14 protein-coding genes are annotated in these 15,150 nt (G+C 64.5%); 9 read left to right on the top strand and 5 right to left on the bottom strand.

From position 1 onward, the window contains the following. The first annotated feature begins 3 nt into the window (after window positions 1-3). Window positions 4-750, top strand: a complete 747-nt coding sequence (locus CR152_RS25170; protein ID WP_099879552.1) for a hypothetical protein — start codon at window positions 4-6, stop codon at window positions 748-750. A 36-nt stretch (window positions 751-786) separates the two neighbouring features. Here the strand turns inward: CR152_RS25170 and recJ are convergent, their stop codons facing one another. Then, window positions 787-2,481, bottom strand: a complete 1,695-nt coding sequence (gene recJ / locus CR152_RS25165) for a single-stranded-DNA-specific exonuclease RecJ (RefSeq protein ID WP_099879550.1) — start codon at window positions 2,479-2,481, stop codon at window positions 787-789. After that, on the bottom strand, window positions 2,478-3,500 hold the full coding sequence (locus CR152_RS25160) for a hypothetical protein (protein ID WP_099879548.1): 1,023 nt from the start codon (window positions 3,498-3,500) through the stop codon (window positions 2,478-2,480). The genes recJ and CR152_RS25160 overlap by 4 nt, the downstream gene beginning before the upstream one ends. A gap of 226 nt (window positions 3,501-3,726) precedes the next feature. On the opposite strand from CR152_RS25160, the gene CR152_RS25155 reads away from it, so the two are divergent. Both CR152_RS25155 and CR152_RS25150 read left to right on the top strand, forming a co-directional pair. Further along, window positions 3,727-4,125 carry a DUF3060 domain-containing protein gene (locus CR152_RS25155; RefSeq protein WP_099879546.1) on the top strand — a complete coding sequence of 133 codons (399 nt, stop codon included), beginning with the start codon at window positions 3,727-3,729 and terminating at the stop codon, window positions 4,123-4,125. 126 nt (window positions 4,126-4,251) lie between these two features. Continuing rightward, on the top strand, window positions 4,252-4,644 hold the full coding sequence (locus CR152_RS25150; RefSeq protein ID WP_099879544.1) for a DUF3060 domain-containing protein: 393 nt from the start codon (window positions 4,252-4,254) through the stop codon (window positions 4,642-4,644). A gap of 267 nt (window positions 4,645-4,911) precedes the next feature. On the opposite strand, the gene CR152_RS25145 is transcribed toward CR152_RS25150, so the two are convergent. After that, entirely contained in the window at window positions 4,912-5,718 is an 807-nt protein-coding gene (locus CR152_RS25145; protein ID WP_229413583.1) for a ferritin-like domain-containing protein, read from the bottom strand. 26 nt (window positions 5,719-5,744) lie between these two features. Continuing rightward, a complete protein-coding gene (locus tag CR152_RS25140; RefSeq protein ID WP_099879540.1) occupies window positions 5,745-6,935 on the bottom strand; it encodes a hypothetical protein in 1,191 nt (396 codons plus the stop codon). A gap of 167 nt (window positions 6,936-7,102) precedes the next feature. Between CR152_RS25140 and CR152_RS25135 the strand changes: the two genes are divergently transcribed. From CR152_RS25135 to CR152_RS25125, 3 genes are read left to right on the top strand one after another with little or no spacing between them, the layout of a single operon-like run. After that, window positions 7,103-8,368 carry a lipoprotein-releasing ABC transporter permease subunit gene (locus CR152_RS25135; protein WP_099879538.1) on the top strand — a complete coding sequence of 422 codons (1,266 nt, stop codon included), beginning with the start codon at window positions 7,103-7,105 and terminating at the stop codon, window positions 8,366-8,368. Then, a complete protein-coding gene (lolD, locus tag CR152_RS25130) occupies window positions 8,361-9,068 on the top strand; it encodes a lipoprotein-releasing ABC transporter ATP-binding protein LolD (RefSeq protein ID WP_099879536.1) in 708 nt (235 codons plus the stop codon). The genes CR152_RS25135 and lolD overlap by 8 nt, the downstream gene beginning before the upstream one ends. 2 nt (window positions 9,069-9,070) lie before the next feature. After that, window positions 9,071-9,865 (top strand): TatD family hydrolase, encoded by a 795-nt coding sequence (locus CR152_RS25125; protein ID WP_099879534.1) that lies wholly within the window; start codon window positions 9,071-9,073, stop codon window positions 9,863-9,865. An 18-nt stretch (window positions 9,866-9,883) separates the two neighbouring features. Here the strand turns inward: CR152_RS25125 and CR152_RS25120 are convergent, their stop codons facing one another. Continuing rightward, window positions 9,884-10,639, bottom strand: a complete 756-nt coding sequence (locus CR152_RS25120) for an SDR family oxidoreductase (protein ID WP_099879531.1) — start codon at window positions 10,637-10,639, stop codon at window positions 9,884-9,886. Window positions 10,640-10,773: 134 nt separating this feature from the next. On the opposite strand from CR152_RS25120, the gene CR152_RS25115 reads away from it, so the two are divergent. From CR152_RS25115 to CR152_RS25105, 3 genes are all read left to right on the top strand, one after another. Then, entirely contained in the window at window positions 10,774-11,661 is an 888-nt protein-coding gene (locus tag CR152_RS25115; protein WP_099879529.1) for an AraC family transcriptional regulator, read from the top strand. A gap of 339 nt (window positions 11,662-12,000) precedes the next feature. Continuing rightward, a complete protein-coding gene (locus CR152_RS25110; protein WP_208640203.1) occupies window positions 12,001-12,705 on the top strand; it encodes an alpha/beta fold hydrolase in 705 nt (234 codons plus the stop codon). Between the two features lie 67 nt (window positions 12,706-12,772). Continuing rightward, window positions 12,773-15,130, top strand: a complete 2,358-nt coding sequence (locus tag CR152_RS25105; RefSeq protein ID WP_099879526.1) for a DNA internalization-related competence protein ComEC/Rec2 — start codon at window positions 12,773-12,775, stop codon at window positions 15,128-15,130. Window positions 15,131-15,150: the final 20 nt, after the last annotated feature.

The raw sequence follows: 15,150 nt of genomic DNA, 5'->3' as shown, positions 1-15,150 counted from the left end.
CCCATGATTGAACATCCCCACAAGACCATGTCGGATGACGCACCAGTGAGTAGCGACGGGCTGGATGCCGTCGGCGTGCCGGACGACCATGCCCCCGGTGAGGAGGGGCGTGCCGGCGTATCTTTTCCGGACCCGAGCGAAGGCCAGCGCTGGGAGCTGGAGTCGAAGGAATGGACGCTCAAGGAACATTCAGCCGATGCGATGTTAGGCGCCGTGATCTACGCCGTGGCGGGTGCCGTCCTGTTGCTTGCTCCCTTCGGCGGGCTTTCCAACATCATCTGGCGAAAGGACATCCTTTTCTCGCTGTACCTTGCCTGCATCGTAGGGGTGGGCATATGGGCTTACGTGGTGGCACGCTTTAAAGAAGGGTCCGTATGGGAAACGAAGACATGGATCGATTTTGATGACCGCAGCTGGAACAAGTACATCCGCTACACCGACGCAAGCATGCCGAACGAGGACACCAGGTTGGCATTCGCGGATCTGGCATTGATTTGCGATGACCACATCTATGGCGAAGGGCCGGACGAAGTCCAATATTATTCCGTTGCCTTGTGCCGTGCATGGGATGTGAAAAATAAGCGAATCGCGCGCCCGCCGCCTCAGCTGAGCTTACTCAGGCGTTTTCGGAGCGAGCAAGAGAGTCTCGATTTCGCCGCCGCGATTGCCGGGCGTAGTGGTATCGCATGCTGGAAGCTCGACTGGAGCCGGCTCAGCGCCACAGGGACGTGCGTGACCCGGCTGTTTTGAGGGCGCGCACGCCGACGTCGGCCTGTTCAAGCGAACTTAAGCCGGCTCGGCGTGTTCGACTAGCAGTTGCACCCGCGTGACGCCGTTGTATTCGTTGGCGTCGAGGCGGAATGCCACGCGTGCGCGCTCGCCGACCGAGGCGGTGTGGCCGAACCAGATGGCGTCGTAACGCTGGCCGTTGCGCTCAAGCTGGAGCTTGAGATGGCGCTCTTTCAAAATGCGCTGGCTGACCACCCGGAACTCATCGCAAAACACCGGCGGCGCAAAGCCCTGGCCCCACACCTGACCATCCATCAGGCCGATGAATTCGGTCGTGTAGTAGGCGTCTTCCAGCGGACCGTCGGTTTCGATGATGCGTTCGAGCTGCTGCGTGTTGAGCCAGGCGCGCCCGACTTCCTCGAACGCCGCGGAAAAGGCCTCGAACGCATCGGCGCGAATGGTCAGCCCGGCCGCCATGGCATGGCCGCCGAATTTATCGATCAGGCTTGGTGCGCGCTTCGATACCAGGTCGAGCGCGTCGCGCAGGTGAAAGCCCGGAATCGACCGTCCCGAGCCCTTGATCCAGCCTTCCGCACCCGGCGCGAAGGTGATCGTCGGGCGAAAGAATTTTTCTTTCAGGCGCGAGGCGACAATGCCAATGACGCCCTGGTGCCAGGATTCGTCGAACACGCTGATCGTGTTGCTGTCGGCCGGCTCGTAGGCGTCGAGGTGCAGCAGGGCCGTATCCTGCATGTCGGCCTCGATTTCGCGGCGCTTCAGGTTGATTTCGTTGAGCTGCTGCGCGATGGCCCAGGCGCGTCCGTCGTCGTCGGTGACCAGGCACTCGATCCCGAGCGACATGTCTTCCAGGCGCCCGGCGGCATTGAGGCGCGGACCGAGCGCAAACCCCAGGTCGAACGGCGAGGCGCTGCGTGCTTCGCGTCCGGCCACGCGGAACAGCGCGGCCACGCCGGGGTGCATGCGGCCCGCGCGCATGCGCTTGAGACCCTGCGCCACCAGAATGCGGTTGTTCGAGTCGAGCCGTACCACGTCGGCCACGGTGCCCAGGGCGACCAGGTCGAGCAGGCTGTCCAGCTTGGGCTGGGTCTGGGCATCGAATACGCCGCGTTTGCGCAGTTCGGCGCGCAGTGCGAGCAGCACGTAGAACACCACGCCAACACCGGCCAGGTGCTTGCTGGGAAAGCCGCATTCGGGCTGGTTCGGATTGACGATCACGCGCGCTTCCGGCAGTGTATCGCCGGGAAGGTGGTGGTCGGTGACGACAACGTCGATGCCGCGCCGCTTCGCTTCCAGCACGCCGTCGATGCTGGCAATGCCGTTGTCGACGGTGATGATGATATCCGGCGCCTTTTCGCGCGCGGTCAGTTCCACGATTTCGGGCGTGAGGCCGTAGCCGTACTCGAAGCGGTTGGGGACGATGTAGTCGACCGTGGCACCCATCGCGCGCAGGCCGCGCAGGGCGACGGCGCAGGCGGTGGCGCCGTCGCAATCGTAGTCGGCCACGATGGTCATTTTTTTGGCGGCCTTGATGGCGTCGGCCAGGAACACGGCGGCGGCGTCGATGTGCAGCAGGCCGGCGGGCGCCATCAGGCTGCCCAGCTCACTCGATAATTCGCGCGCGTCGGTCAGGCCGCGCGCGGCGTACAGGCGCGCGAGCACGGGATGCACGCCGGTCTGGCGCAGCATTTCGGACGTACGGAAAGAGCAGGGGCGAGTGGTGATACGGGTCATGGCAGCAGTCTGTCTAAGGTCGGGCGGCGCCAGAAGGCGCGTTGCGAAAAGCGGGTGGTGGTAAAAGCGGTCTGGCGGGTGCGGTGGTTCAGGACCAGTTGCATCTGCTTGACGCGGCCGTCCTTGAGCGCGGCCAGCGCAGGGGCGAAGGTGGACTGCTCCAGGCGGTGCATGTGCTGCAGCCAGCCTGCCCAGTCGGTGGCCATGGCCGCCTCGCTCAAGGCGTCGCAGATCAGGATCGATTTCCCGGCCATTGCGTCGATCGATGTGATGGCCGCGGCCTGCGGATGCCCGGTCAGCGCCGTCATCCACTGCGGGGCTTCACTGGTGGCCAGCGCGGAGGCGTCGACCTTGGCGCCGGCCGGGGAGGCGCCCCATGGCCAGAAGGAGTTGATCGCCGCCAGGCCGCGCGCTTCGCGTTCGGTGTTGACGGGATGCTCGAACCACAGCATCTGCACTTCGTTTTGCAGCTTGCGGAACGCGCGCGCCGGCGGGCCCTTGGGCATCCAGTCGGTCAGGTTCAGGCCGACGGCCGAATCGGGTGTCGATGTCTCCAGGTCGGCCCAGTCGTCGGCGCGCATGAACCAGGTGCCGGCGTCGCCGTACAGCAGCGTCATTCCGGATTCGTCGAAGTAAGGCTTGGCGATGTCGAACAGGACGCGTCCGTGCGCCTCGGACAACTGCAGGCGGCGCATGTCGGCTATCAGCAAATGGCTGCGGGCGATCTGGGTGTGGGCCGGGTGGACGATGAACCAGGTGCCTTCCGCCGGCGCCAGGCCGTAGCCGTTCATGACAGTGCTGGCAAATGCCGGTTTGCCGTCGCCGGACGCCGCCAGCGCGCGTGCCAGCCAGGCTTCATGGGGCAGGGCGCGCAGGTCCTCATCGACCGGCAGTTGCTGGCGGGACGTGGTGCGGCTGATGAGCGCAGCCAGCGCGGGCGCCTGCAATGCGCGGATTAAATCGGGGGCGAGCTCGGGAGGGGGCAAGGCGAACGGCAGGACAAGCGAAATTTGGGTCATCCAGCATTGTAGGACAAAACGGCACGACCGAAAATCCTGGCGCGTCGGCGAATGGCGGCGAGCGGGCCAAGGATTGCATCACGGCCAGGGATAAAACGGGCGCCTGAGCACATCTGTGTCATCAGCCAGCAAGCGGGGGACGCTCGCTGCGCCATCGGATGAGTGCGCTTGGTTTGAATGTAATGCTAAAATTTAGATAACATTTTTTCTCGATAAGGGGGCATCGATGTTGTTCAATACCAGTTTTGTGCGCGCCGTTGGCGTTGTCTTCGCTGCCGGAGTGAGCCTGCACAGCGCCGCCATGGCGCAGGAAAAGGGAGTCGGCGCCATTTCCGTGACCAGGGAAGCCATCGAAGTCAGTGGCAACGGCCATCAGCGTACGTTCCCATGCAATGGGCGCAAGGCGGTGGTTGAAGGGTCCGACCACGTTATCACTTTTACAGGTGTGTGTGCGAGCCTCGACGTTTCGGGCGGGAATAACAGCGTTACCGTGCAACTTGCGCCGCAGGGTTCCCTGACGGTAGCCGGTGCCGACCATAAGGTGCGTTGGCGCTCCACGGGCGAGCCGGCCCAGGACCTGAGTGGGGCAAATAACCAGGTCGTCAAGCTGCCGGTGAAACGATAGATTGCTCGGCGCAGCGAAAGCGGATTCGTACATGGGTAACGGTCATGCCCGTCGGTGAAGCATGAAAGTTGTCAAATCCACATTGTGGTAATATAATTCCGACAACGATTTCTTGAAAGGGTTGTGATGTCATTACGTGTCCTGATTACATTAGGTATGGCGGCCGTTGCCGCCTTTGGTGCAGCTGGCGCCGCGGTTGCTGACGAAGACAGTGTTGGCGCCGTTGCGTCGGGCAAGGACAAGGTTCAAGTCAGCGGCAATGGGCATCAACGTGCATTCCCGTGCGATGGCCGCCGCGCGGTCATCGAAGGAACCGACAACGTGATTACGTTCTCGGGCGTGTGCTCCGCGCTGGAAGTGTCCGGCTCGGGCAATTCCGTCACGATTCAACTGGCCCCGAAAGCGCCCCTGACCGTGGAAGGCGTGAATAACAGCGTCCGCTGGCAATCCACCGCCGAACCCAAAAAGAACATTTCAGGCGTGAATAACCGGGTCGTCAAGGTACCGGCCGGGGGGTAAGCACGTGTAACGCTGCCGTCGACAGCGCTGGCGACCGCGGCAGCGAACGCAACCGCCGCAACGAACGCGACCGGCACAGCGCACCCAGCCGCCGTAGCGCACCCATGCGCTACGGCCAGAATGTGCCCAATGATCGTGCCGTTTGAACCGCTTGCATTGGTCGCGCCGGTTGCGTCGGCCGCAGGGGCGCGCACCGGTCACAGCAGTCGCATCTGGCGCACCAGTCACCGCGAAAATCCGCAAGCGCCCCGTCGTTGGTCCGCTGTATTAAGGAGGCGGCGGCGACTGCAACTGTGACTGCGACTGCGCCGGCAGTTCGTCGACCTCCACATCCCCGTAAGTCAGCCCGATAGCCTCTTCATACCACGTTTGGGTCAGCGCCAGATGCTCGCGTTCTTCGTTCAGCGCCTGTGTAAAACGGTCGACCATGTCCGATAATTCGTGCTCGTCCGCCAGCGCTACCAGGGTTTCCCAGCCTGCCTTGTCGCTTAGCTCTGCTGTTACGATGGCGTGCAGCGACTGTGCAATGCTGGTACGCGGGTCGTTCAATACCTGCACCAGCCCGAGCGACTCCACCCCCACCAGATCGGCACTGGGCGTTTGCGACGTCGGATCGCCCCCCAGCGATTCGATCGCATCGGCCAGCATCAGGAAATGGCGCGCTTCGTCGGCGCGTATCTGCTCCAGGTCTTCGATTGTCATGCTGATTTCACCTGCCAGCATCACCTCGCACTTGGTAATCAGCGCATCGTACAAACGCGTTCCGGTGCGCTCGTAGGCCAGCCGTTCGCCCAGCTTGTCGAGCAGGATTTGCGGACTCTCGCCTTTGAGCATCGACACCCCCATCGTCACCGCACCGGTGATGGTGCCGGGCAGGGGCACCGATCCCAGCGCATCCGCATTGGCGATGTACTCGCTGCGTAGCTCGGCCAGCGCCATTTCGTCGACGCCATCGCTGTCCATCAGAGCCGGCTCAATATCCTGCATGGCCTTGCTGTCGATGGGCGACATCTGGATACCCGTGCGGTTCATTCCTACGTGTTCAGTCTGTATTTCGGTCTGTATATTACTCATGGCTTGTCTCCTCTTCCCAAATACGCTCAAGGCGCGGCGACGCCGGCGGCGGCCAGCATGCCTCTGCGAGTGAGCTCGGTTCCCGGGCGCCAGATATACCCGGCGGCGACCATGTCGCTCGGTGAACCATCGGCGTTGACCATGCTGCGGTAGTTGAGCGAGAGCGGGCTTTCGAACTCCTTGCCGACAAAGCGGGTGCCGTCGGTCCGCAGGTCGACCTCGCTGGCCAATACCTTGCGCACGAAGTCGCGCTGGCTGTGCAAGGCGAGCGGGCCGGCAAAATCGCTCGTGACGATTTCAGCCGGGTCGCGCCGCTCGAATTGCTTGAGCGCCTCGCACACCATGTTGAAATGCCCCAGTTCGTAGTCGAGAAAGCGCTCCCAGACCGCCCGGATGTGGTGATTGGTTTCCTGCTCGACGCAGCTGTAATAGGTGTAGCACTCGGCCGCCTCGTGCAGCAGCCATTGCTCGATCCAGGATTCGCCAGGATCAAGCATGGATTCGTACTGGGTCACGTGCTGCTCTTCGACCGACGCGATTTCGGCATACAGCTGGCGTGCCAGCGGGTCGGAGAACAGGGGGCCGATGTTCTGATAATAGTCGTGCGTCTGGTATTCGCTTGAAACGATGGTCAGCGCGTTGATCTTGGTCTGGAAGGCGGCCGTGCGGGCGTTGTAGGGTTCGCGCAGCTCATCCTCGGGCGCGCGGTGGTGCTCGGCCGTCGGGCGGCCGGGCAAAATATCCGTATAGCTCTGCAGGATATTGTTCGCGTCCTTGCCCTCCAGCCGGTCCAGCAGGGCCGAATAGCGGTACAGGTGATCGAAGTCTTCCAGCAGGCCGAAGCGGTAGACCTGCGCCAGGTACGGGTCTGGCTCGCTCTGCGCGACGGCCGCGGTGACCTCGATGGCAACCTGCTCGTAGGCGACCGTCGTTTCCAGCGGCGAATGGTCGGCTGCGATGAGCCAGTTGACCAGGGTGGCCTGGTGTTGCTCGGTACGCCGCACCTTGGCCAGCGGCAGGCGCAGCTCGCGGTTGAAGCGGGCTGCCAGATGGCCGAAACGCAATGCTTCGGTCTCTAGCCCGTTAACGAGGATGACCCGGATGCGCGTGAATGCGTCGTCGTCGAGCTTGCTGATCGGTTTTTGCACCAGCTCGCGCCAGGTGAAGCGCTGCTTGTCGATATCGACGCCTTTTGAATCGAAAAGACTGAATGCCATGATTTGCCTCCATTCTGCGGTAATGCGTTGGAGTGCTCACAAAGCGCCAGGTTCAAAGTTTTTTGTAAAAACCACGGCGGCAACGTGTGATTCAATTGTGGCAACCCTGCCCGGGACGCGCTTTGTGTGGCAAACTGCGCACTTGCAATCAATCACTGCCGGGGCACATGAGCATCATCCACAACTTACCGTACGAATGGCTGGTCGGCCTGCGCTACACGCGTGCCGGCAAGCGTAGTGGCCGCAACAGCTTTATCTCGTTCATTTCCCTTATTTCCGTCTCCGGCATCGCCCTCGGCGTGGCAGCGCTGATCGTCGTGCTGTCGGTGATGAACGGCTTCCAGAAAGAAGTCACCGACCGCATGCTGTCGGTGCTGGCCCATATCGAAGTGTTCGACCCGCGCGGCACCATGCCCAACTGGCAGGCGGCGATGCAGGACGCGTTCAAGAACCCGGCGGTCAAGGGCGCCGCGCCGTTCGTCGAAACCCAGGGCATGCTGCTGCGCGATGGCGTGATGCGTCCGGCCGTCATCCGCGGCATCCTGCCGCTGGAAGAACACAAGGTGTCCGATGCGGCCGGCCAGGTGCGCCAGGGCAGCCTGTCCGCGCTGGTGCCGGGCCAGTTCAACATCGTCATGGGCTACGCGCTGGCGCGCTCGCTCGGCATCGGCATCGGCGACAAGGTGACCATGCTGCTGGCGCAGGCCCAGACCACGCCGGCCGGCATGCTGCCGCGCACGCGCTCGTTCACGCTGGTCGGCATTTTTGAAGCCGGCCATTACGAATATGACGCCAGCTTCGCTTTTGTGCACCTGGAAGACGCGCAGAAGATGGAGCGGCTCGACGCACCATCGGGCCTGCGCCTGCGCATCGCCGACATGCACGCCGCGCCCGCTGTGGCGCAGGAACTCAAGGCGAGCATGCCGGGCGGCTTGCGCATCCGCGACTGGTCCGAGCAAAATGCCACCTGGTTCGCCGCCGTGCAGACCGAGAAAAAAATGATGTTCGTCGTGCTGACCCTGATCATCGCGGTGGCCGCCTTCAACCTGATCGCCACGCTGGTGATGACGGTGACCGAAAAGCAGGCCGACATCGCCATCCTGCGCACGCTCGGTTCGTCGCCGCGCTCGATCATGAAGATCTTCATGATCCAGGGTGCGCTGGTGGGGCTGATGGGGACCCTGGCCGGCGTCGGCCTGGGCGTGCTGGTGGCGCTGAACATCGATGTCATCGTCCCGTTTATTGAACGTTTATTAGGAGTACAGTTTTTGCCCAAGGATATCTACCTGATCAGCGCCTTGCCGTCCGATTTGCGCTGGCCCGACGTGGCCAAGATCGGCGGCGTGGCCGTCGTCCTGTCGTTTGTCGCCACGCTCTACCCGAGCTACACGGCGTCGCGCGTCAAACCTGCGGAGGCGCTGCGCTATGAGTAATCTGAACAAACCCGGCGACGCGCCGGTTCTCGCCTGCCGTGGACTGGGCAAGACCTTCACCCAGGGCACCTATTCGGTTCCGGTGCTGACCAACGTCGACTTCAGCATCTACCGCGGTGAACGCGTGGCGATCGTCGGCGCATCCGGATCGGGCAAATCGACCCTGCTGCACCTGCTGGGCGGCCTCGACACGCCGACCACCGGCTCGGTGACCTTGCTGGGCAAGGACTTCGCCAGTCTGTCGGAAACCGCGCGCGGCGACCTGCGCAACGAGGCGCTCGGCTTCGTGTACCAGTTCCACCATCTGCTGCCCGAATTTTCGGCGCTCGACAACGTCGCCATGCCGCTGCTGATCCGCCGTGAAAAGCGCGCGACCGCCATCGACAAGGCGCGCGCCGTGCTCGAACGCGTGGGCCTGGCCAAGCGCGTGGTGCACGTGCCGGGCGAGCTGTCCGGCGGCGAGCGTCAGCGCGTGGCCCTGGCGCGCGCGCTGGTCACCCAGCCTGGCTGCGTGCTGGCCGACGAGCCGACCGGTAACCTCGATCACGCCACCGCGCAGCAGATTTTCGACCTGATGCTCGAACTGTCAAAAACGCTGGGCACCGCTTTCGTCATCGTTACCCACGATATCGAACTGGCGCGCCGTTGCGACCGCGTCCTGCGCCTGACCGAACACGGACTGCAACCGGCCGAACTGTGACCATGTGGATCGACACCCACTGCCATCTGGACGCGCATGAATTCGGCGCCGAGTCGCCGGACGTGGCGCGCCGGGCGGGCGAAGCAGGGGTGTCGATGATCGTCATTCCTGCAGTCGAACGGGGTAACTTCGACACCGTGCGCCAGTTGGCCGCCAGCGCGCCGAATGCCAGCTACGCGCTCGGCATCCATCCGATCTATGTGCCCAACGCGACGGAAGATGATCTGCTTGCGCTGCGCGCGGCGATGGAAGGGGCGATGGCCGACCCGAATTTCGTGGCCATCGGCGAGATCGGGCTCGATTTCTTCATTCCGATGCTGTGCGAACCGGCGATGCGCGAGAAGCAGGATCATTTTTTCCGCGAGCAGTTGCGCATCGCGCGCGACCTGGGCCTGCCGGTGCTCATGCACGTGCGCCGTTCGCAGGATCAGGTGCTCAAGCATGTGCGCCAGATCCGCCCGGCCGGCGGCATCGCACATGCGTTCAACGGCAGCTTCCAGCAGGCGCAGGTCTACATCGACCTGGGATTCAAGCTGGGATTCGGTGGCGCCATGACCTTTACGCGCGCCTTGCAGATCCGGCGCCTGGCGGCCACCCTCCCGCTTGAATCGATCGTGCTTGAAACCGATGCGCCGGATATTTCGCCGGCCTGGATTCATCCGGGCCGCAACAGCCCGGAGCAACTGCCAGCCATTGGCGCCGTGCTGGCGGAGCTGCGCGGATTGACGGTCGATGAAGTGCGCACGGCCACCTGTGCCAACGCACTGGCCGCGCTTCCACGCTTGCCGCTCCTGTAGTCGTCAGCGGGCGGTGATTCAGATGCCCTGGCCGCCGGAGACTTCGATGCGCTGGGCGTTGACCCAGCGGTTATTTTCCGACAGCAGGCTGGCGATCATCGGTCCGATGTCGTCCGGCAGGCCCACGCGGCCGAGCGCCGTCATGGCGGCGAAGGTCTGGTTCAGCTCCGGGTTGTCGCGCACCACGCCGCCACCGAAATCGGTCTCGATCGCGCCCGGCGCCACCGTGTTGACGGCAATGCCTCGGCCGCCGAATTCCTTTGCCATGTACACGCTGAGCGTCTCGATTGCCGCCTTCACCGCCGCGTAGGCGGCGTAGCCCGGGTAGGTCAGGCGCGTCAGGCCCGTTGACAGGTTGACGATGCGCCCGCCGTCAGCCATCAGCGGCAGCAGCGCCTGGGTGAGGAAATAGACACCCTTGAAGTGCACGTTCACCAGGCTGTCGAACTGCGCTTCGGTGGTTTGCTCGATCAGGGCGTAGTCGCCATGGCCGGCGTTGTTGACAAGGTGATCGAAGCTGTCGCGCTGCCAGGTGTCGCGCAGCGCGGTGCGCAGGTTCGCGGCGAACGGCGCAAACGTTGCGACACTGCCCATGTCGAGCTGGAAGGCAACGGCTTTGCGTCCCATCGCCTCGATCTCGGCCACCACGGCATGCGCCTCGTCGGCGCGCGACTGATAGGTGATGATCACGTCATTGCCGCCCCGGGCAATGCTCAAGGCGGTGTTGCGGCCCAGGCCGCGGCTGGCGCCGGTAACGATGGCAATCTTGGTCATGCTGAACTCCTGCTGTGTGGGGGAAGTTCATCTTAGGGCGCGAAGGCGCGGGCAACGTAGCCGGAACCTCGCGCTTGTTTGCCTAATCCTCCAGGTCGTGCCGGGAGCCGTCCGGAATCGGTTAGGATTGCGGCATGACCGACACCCTGCTCAATACCGTTCGCCGCTACGTCGAAGCGCACGCCGACGCCGCCGGCCTGGCGCAAACGCCCATCGCCGGCCTGATGACGATCCGCTCGACCTCGCCCAGCGGCTTGCTGCATGCGATCGCCCGGCCGCTGGTCTGCCTTGTACTCCAGGGGAGCAAACAGGTCGCGATGGGGAACGATTGCGTGACCTACAACCCCGGCGACTCCCTGCTCATTACGGCGGACGTGCCGACCGTCAGCCAGGTCACGCGCGCCAGCGTGGACGCACCCTACATTTCGCTGGTGCTGGACCTGGACCCGGCCGTTCTGGCCGAACTGACCGCGCAGATGATGGCGCTGCCGCGTGTCGACGGCGCTCCCGCCGAACCGACCGATGCCGAGGTGGCCGATACGGCGCTGCGGCTGATGCGCCTTCTCGAACGGCCGGCGTCCGTGCCGGTGCTGCATGGGCAGCTGGTGCGCGAGCTGCATTACTGGCTGCTGGCGGGACGGCACGGGGCGGCCATCCGCCGGCTGGGCGGGCCGGACGGGCATGCGCAGCGGGTGGCGCGCGCGGTCGCGCTGCTGCGGGCCGAATTCGCGCAGCCGCTGCCGGTCGAGCGCCTGGCCGCCACTGCCGGGATGAGCCCATCGTCGTTCCACCATCACTTCCGCGCGGCGACGTCGCTCTCGCCGCTGCAATTCCAGAAGCACTTGCGGCTGATCGAGGCGCGCCGGCTGATGATGTCGGACGGCGTGTCGGCCAGCAGCGCGGCGTTTGCGGTCGGCTACGAGAGCGTGTCGCAGTTCACGCGCGAATATGGACGAATGTTCGGCTTGCCGCCGATGAAGGATGCCGAAGCGATGGGGCAGCGGACGCACGCGCCGGGGTAAGCGCAGAACGTGCTAAAGTGGTCTTAATGTCAGCATTGCCTAAATAACATTAGTCCCATCCGTCGACTGGTCAATCCGGGAGCAATCCGTGAATCCCTTACGCGTTTTGAAGTGGAGTATTTGCCTGCTGCTTGCCGTGTGCGTCAGCGCTTGCGCAGCCGGTAACGAGCAGCCGATCGTGCTGCGTACGGCGACGGGGGAGATCGCCGGCACCTTGGCACTGCCCAAGGGCGCCGGACCGGTGCCGGTCGCGCTGATCATCGCCGGTTCCGGTCCGACCGACCGTGACGGCAACGGCCCCGGATTCAGGAACGACAGCTTGCGCCTGCTTGCGCCTGCTTGCGCAAGGTCTTGCCGACGCGGGCGTGGCGAGCGTTCGTTTCGACAAGCGCGGCGGCTGGCCCCAACGAGGCGGACCTGCGCTTCGAGACGTATATCGACGACGCCACTGCCTGGCTGGCCATGCTCAAGGCCGACAAGCGCTTCTCAAGCGTCAGCGTGATTGGTCACAGCGAAGGCGCCCTGATTGGCATGCTGGCTGCCAAGGCCAGTAATGCGCACGCCTATGTGTCGCTTGCCGGTGTGGGACGCGGTGCGTCGGCCGTGCTGCGCGAGCAGCTTGCGCCGGCATTGCCACCGCCGCTGGCGAAGGAAAGCGAGCGCATTCTGGTGGCGCTGGAGGGCGGGCGCGCGGCCGGCAATGTGCCGCCCGAACTGGCGGCGCTGTACCGCGCAAGCGTGCAGCCGTACCTCATTTCGTGGTTCAAGTACGTGCCTGCGACGGTCATCAAGGACCTGACGATGCCCGTGCTGCTGGTTCAGGGCACCACCGATCTTCAGGTCCCGCTCAGCGAGGCTGAACTGCTGCACAAGGCCCTGCCGGCCGCGCAACTGGTTGTGGTGCCGGGGATGAACCACGTGTTGAAGGACGCACCGCCTGATAAGGAGCGCCAGGTCGTGACCTACACCGACCCCAAGTTTCCGCTCGCGCCAACGCTGGTTCCGACGATTGCCGGCTTCTTGCGCAAGGCATCGAAAGACTGACGCGCGCCAAGGTGCGGTGCTGCGCCCAATGGCATGCTAGGGGTTTTGTCCACGCCTCCGGGGAGCCATGCGCGCCGCCATTCTGGGATTTGCCTGTGGCGCCGCCGTGCTGCAAATCCAGGCGGTGCTGCCATCGCCATCGACCATCGCGGCGCTTGCCGTTATCGTGGTCCTGCTGTGCTTTTTGCGTGGTGTTGCAAGGTTGGCGCTGGCCGGTGCGCTGGCCGGTTTCTGCTGGGCCGCGCTGGCCGCTCATCTGGCGCTGGCGCCGGAACTGGCCAAGGCCGACGAGGGCCGCGACATCACGCTCGTCGGCATCGTCGACAGCCTGCCGTACCGGTTCGGTAACGGCGTTCGCTTCAATTTCAAGGTCGAACGGGTTCTCGACGCGCCGGTCGCGGTGCCGCCGCGCGTGTCGCTGGCGTGGTATGCCGGCTACCGCGATGCATTGCAGCCCATTGGCGACGTGCAGCCCGGCGAGCGCTGGCAGCTGGTCGTGCGCCTGCAACGCCCGCACGGCAATGCGAACCCGCACGGCTTCGATTACGAAGCATGGCTGCTGGAGCAGGGCGTGCGCGCCACCGGCTACGTACGGCCGGAAGGCGGCAGGAACCGGCGTCTCGACGGTTTCGTTTTCGGTTTGTCGAACGTGATTGAACACTGCCGGGCCACGCTTCGCGAACGTATCCTGCGCGCGCTGCCGGAAAAGGAATATGCCGGCGTGATCGTCGCGCTGGTCGTCGGCGACCAGCGCTCGATCGGCCAGGCCGACTGGGATGTATTCAACCGCACCGGCGTCGGCCACCTGATCTCGATCTCCGGCCTGCACATCACTATGGTGGCGGGGCTGTTTGCGTCGCTCGCCTCGGCGCTTTGGCGCCGCTCGTTCTTCACCGGCGCGCAGTTGCCGCTGCTGATGCCGGCGCAGAAGGTGGCCGCGTTGACAGGCGCCGCGGTCGCGCTGCTGTACGTGCTGCTGGCGGGCTTCGGCGTGCCGGCGCAGCGCACCTTGTATATGTTGATCGTTGTCGCCGCCGCACTCTGGTTCGGCCGGCTCACGCAGGTGTCGCATGTGCTGTGCATGGCGCTTGGCCTGGTCGTCGTGCTCGACCCTTGGGCAATCGCCTCACCCGGCTTCTGGCTGTCGTTCGGCGCCGTGGCGGCCATTCTGTTTGCGACCACCGGCCGCACCGTCGTCAGGCAATCGCGCTGGCGCGGCATGCTGCTAGTGGGTGCGCATACGCAGTATGTGGTCACGCTCGCGCTGGTGCCGCTGACGATGCTGCTGTTCGCGCAGGTGTCCATTATCAGCCCGCTGGCCAATGCGCTGGCGATTCCGCTTGTCAGCTTCGTCGTCACGCCGCTCGCGCTGGCGGGCAGCATGCTGCCGGCACCCGTGTCTACCTTGCTGCTCAATGTCGCGCACTACGCCGTTCAGGCGCTGGCTTGGGTGCTCACGTGGTGCTCGGGACTGCGCTTTGCGGTGTGGAGCGCACCGGCGCCCGAGCCCTGGCTGTTCGTGTTCGCGGTGATCGGCACCTTGTGGATGCTCGCTCCGCGCGGCTGGCCGCACCGCTGGACCGGGCTTGCCGCATGGCTGCCGCTGCTGACCGCGCAACCGACCGCTCCGGCGCCTGGCGAGGTGCTTGTTACCGCGTTCGACGTGGGGCAGGGCATGGCAGTGCTGATCGAGACCGGTACGCATCGCCTGCTGTACGACACCGGGCCCGCGTACACTCCCGAGTCGAACGGCGCGAACCGGGTGATCCTGCCGTACCTCAAGGGGCGCGGCATCGGCTTTCTGGATGGCGTTGTCGTCAGCCACAGCGATATCGACCACGCCGGCGGTGGGCGCACGTTGCTCGGTGCGGTCAGGGTCGGTTGGGTGTCGTCGTCGCTGTGGCCAGATCATCCGATCGTCAAGGCCGCGCCGCGCCATATCCGCTGCACCGGCGGGCAGCAGTGGACCTGGGATGGGGTGCGCTTCGAGATGCTGCATCCGACCGTGGAAAGCTATGCGGATACCAGTCTGAAACCGAATGCGCGCGGCTGCGTGCTGCGCATCACGGCCGGCGGCCATGCCATTCTGCTGGCGGGCGACATCGAGGCCGCGCAGGAGGCGCAGCTGGTCGCCGAGTCGGCGCCGCTGCTGCGTGCCGACGTCTTGCTGGCGCCGCATCACGGCAGCGGCACGTCGTCGACGCCGGCGTTTTTGGCCGCCGTGCAGCCACGCCTGGTGCTGTTCCAGGTCGGTTATCGCAACCGCTACCACCATCCCAAGACGGAGGTGGTGGAGCGCTATGAAAAACTCGGCATCGAACGCTTGCGCACGGACGAATCGGGAGCGATCATGCTCGACTCGGCCAGCGGCTTCGTACCGGTCGAATATCGCCGCGCGCGTGCGCGTTACTGGTATGGCAAATAGGTCCTCGTCTTCATGGCCGA

The sequence above is a fragment of the Massilia violaceinigra genome, assembly GCF_002752675.1.
Lineage (GTDB): Bacteria > Pseudomonadota > Gammaproteobacteria > Burkholderiales > Burkholderiaceae_D > Telluria_A > Telluria_A violaceinigra.
Note: the sequence above shows the minus strand (reverse complement) of the source record. Positions and strands in the feature narration are given on the sequence as shown.

What these genes read in the sequence shown, in the direction of transcription:
- CR152_RS25170 (WP_099879552.1), top strand. Translation starts at nt 4, where the DNA reads ATGATTGAACATCCCCACAAGACCATGTCGGATGACGCACCAGTGAGT.
- recJ (WP_099879550.1), bottom strand. Translation starts at nt 2,481, where the DNA reads ATGACCCGTATCACCACTCGCCCCTGCTCTTTCCGTACGTCCGAAATG.
- CR152_RS25160 (WP_099879548.1), bottom strand. Translation starts at nt 3,500, where the DNA reads ATGACCCAAATTTCGCTTGTCCTGCCGTTCGCCTTGCCCCCTCCCGAG.
- CR152_RS25155 (WP_099879546.1), top strand. Translation starts at nt 3,727, where the DNA reads ATGTTGTTCAATACCAGTTTTGTGCGCGCCGTTGGCGTTGTCTTCGCT.
- CR152_RS25150 (WP_099879544.1), top strand. Translation starts at nt 4,252, where the DNA reads ATGTCATTACGTGTCCTGATTACATTAGGTATGGCGGCCGTTGCCGCC.
- CR152_RS25145 (WP_229413583.1), bottom strand. Translation starts at nt 5,718, where the DNA reads ATGAGTAATATACAGACCGAAATACAGACTGAACACGTAGGAATGAAC.
- CR152_RS25140 (WP_099879540.1), bottom strand. Translation starts at nt 6,935, where the DNA reads ATGGCATTCAGTCTTTTCGATTCAAAAGGCGTCGATATCGACAAGCAG.
- CR152_RS25135 (WP_099879538.1), top strand. Translation starts at nt 7,103, where the DNA reads ATGAGCATCATCCACAACTTACCGTACGAATGGCTGGTCGGCCTGCGC.
- lolD (WP_099879536.1), top strand. Translation starts at nt 8,361, where the DNA reads ATGAGTAATCTGAACAAACCCGGCGACGCGCCGGTTCTCGCCTGCCGT.
- CR152_RS25125 (WP_099879534.1), top strand. Translation starts at nt 9,071, where the DNA reads ATGTGGATCGACACCCACTGCCATCTGGACGCGCATGAATTCGGCGCC.
- CR152_RS25120 (WP_099879531.1), bottom strand. Translation starts at nt 10,639, where the DNA reads ATGACCAAGATTGCCATCGTTACCGGCGCCAGCCGCGGCCTGGGCCGC.
- CR152_RS25115 (WP_099879529.1), top strand. Translation starts at nt 10,774, where the DNA reads ATGACCGACACCCTGCTCAATACCGTTCGCCGCTACGTCGAAGCGCAC.
- CR152_RS25105 (WP_099879526.1), top strand. Translation starts at nt 12,773, where the DNA reads ATGCGCGCCGCCATTCTGGGATTTGCCTGTGGCGCCGCCGTGCTGCAA.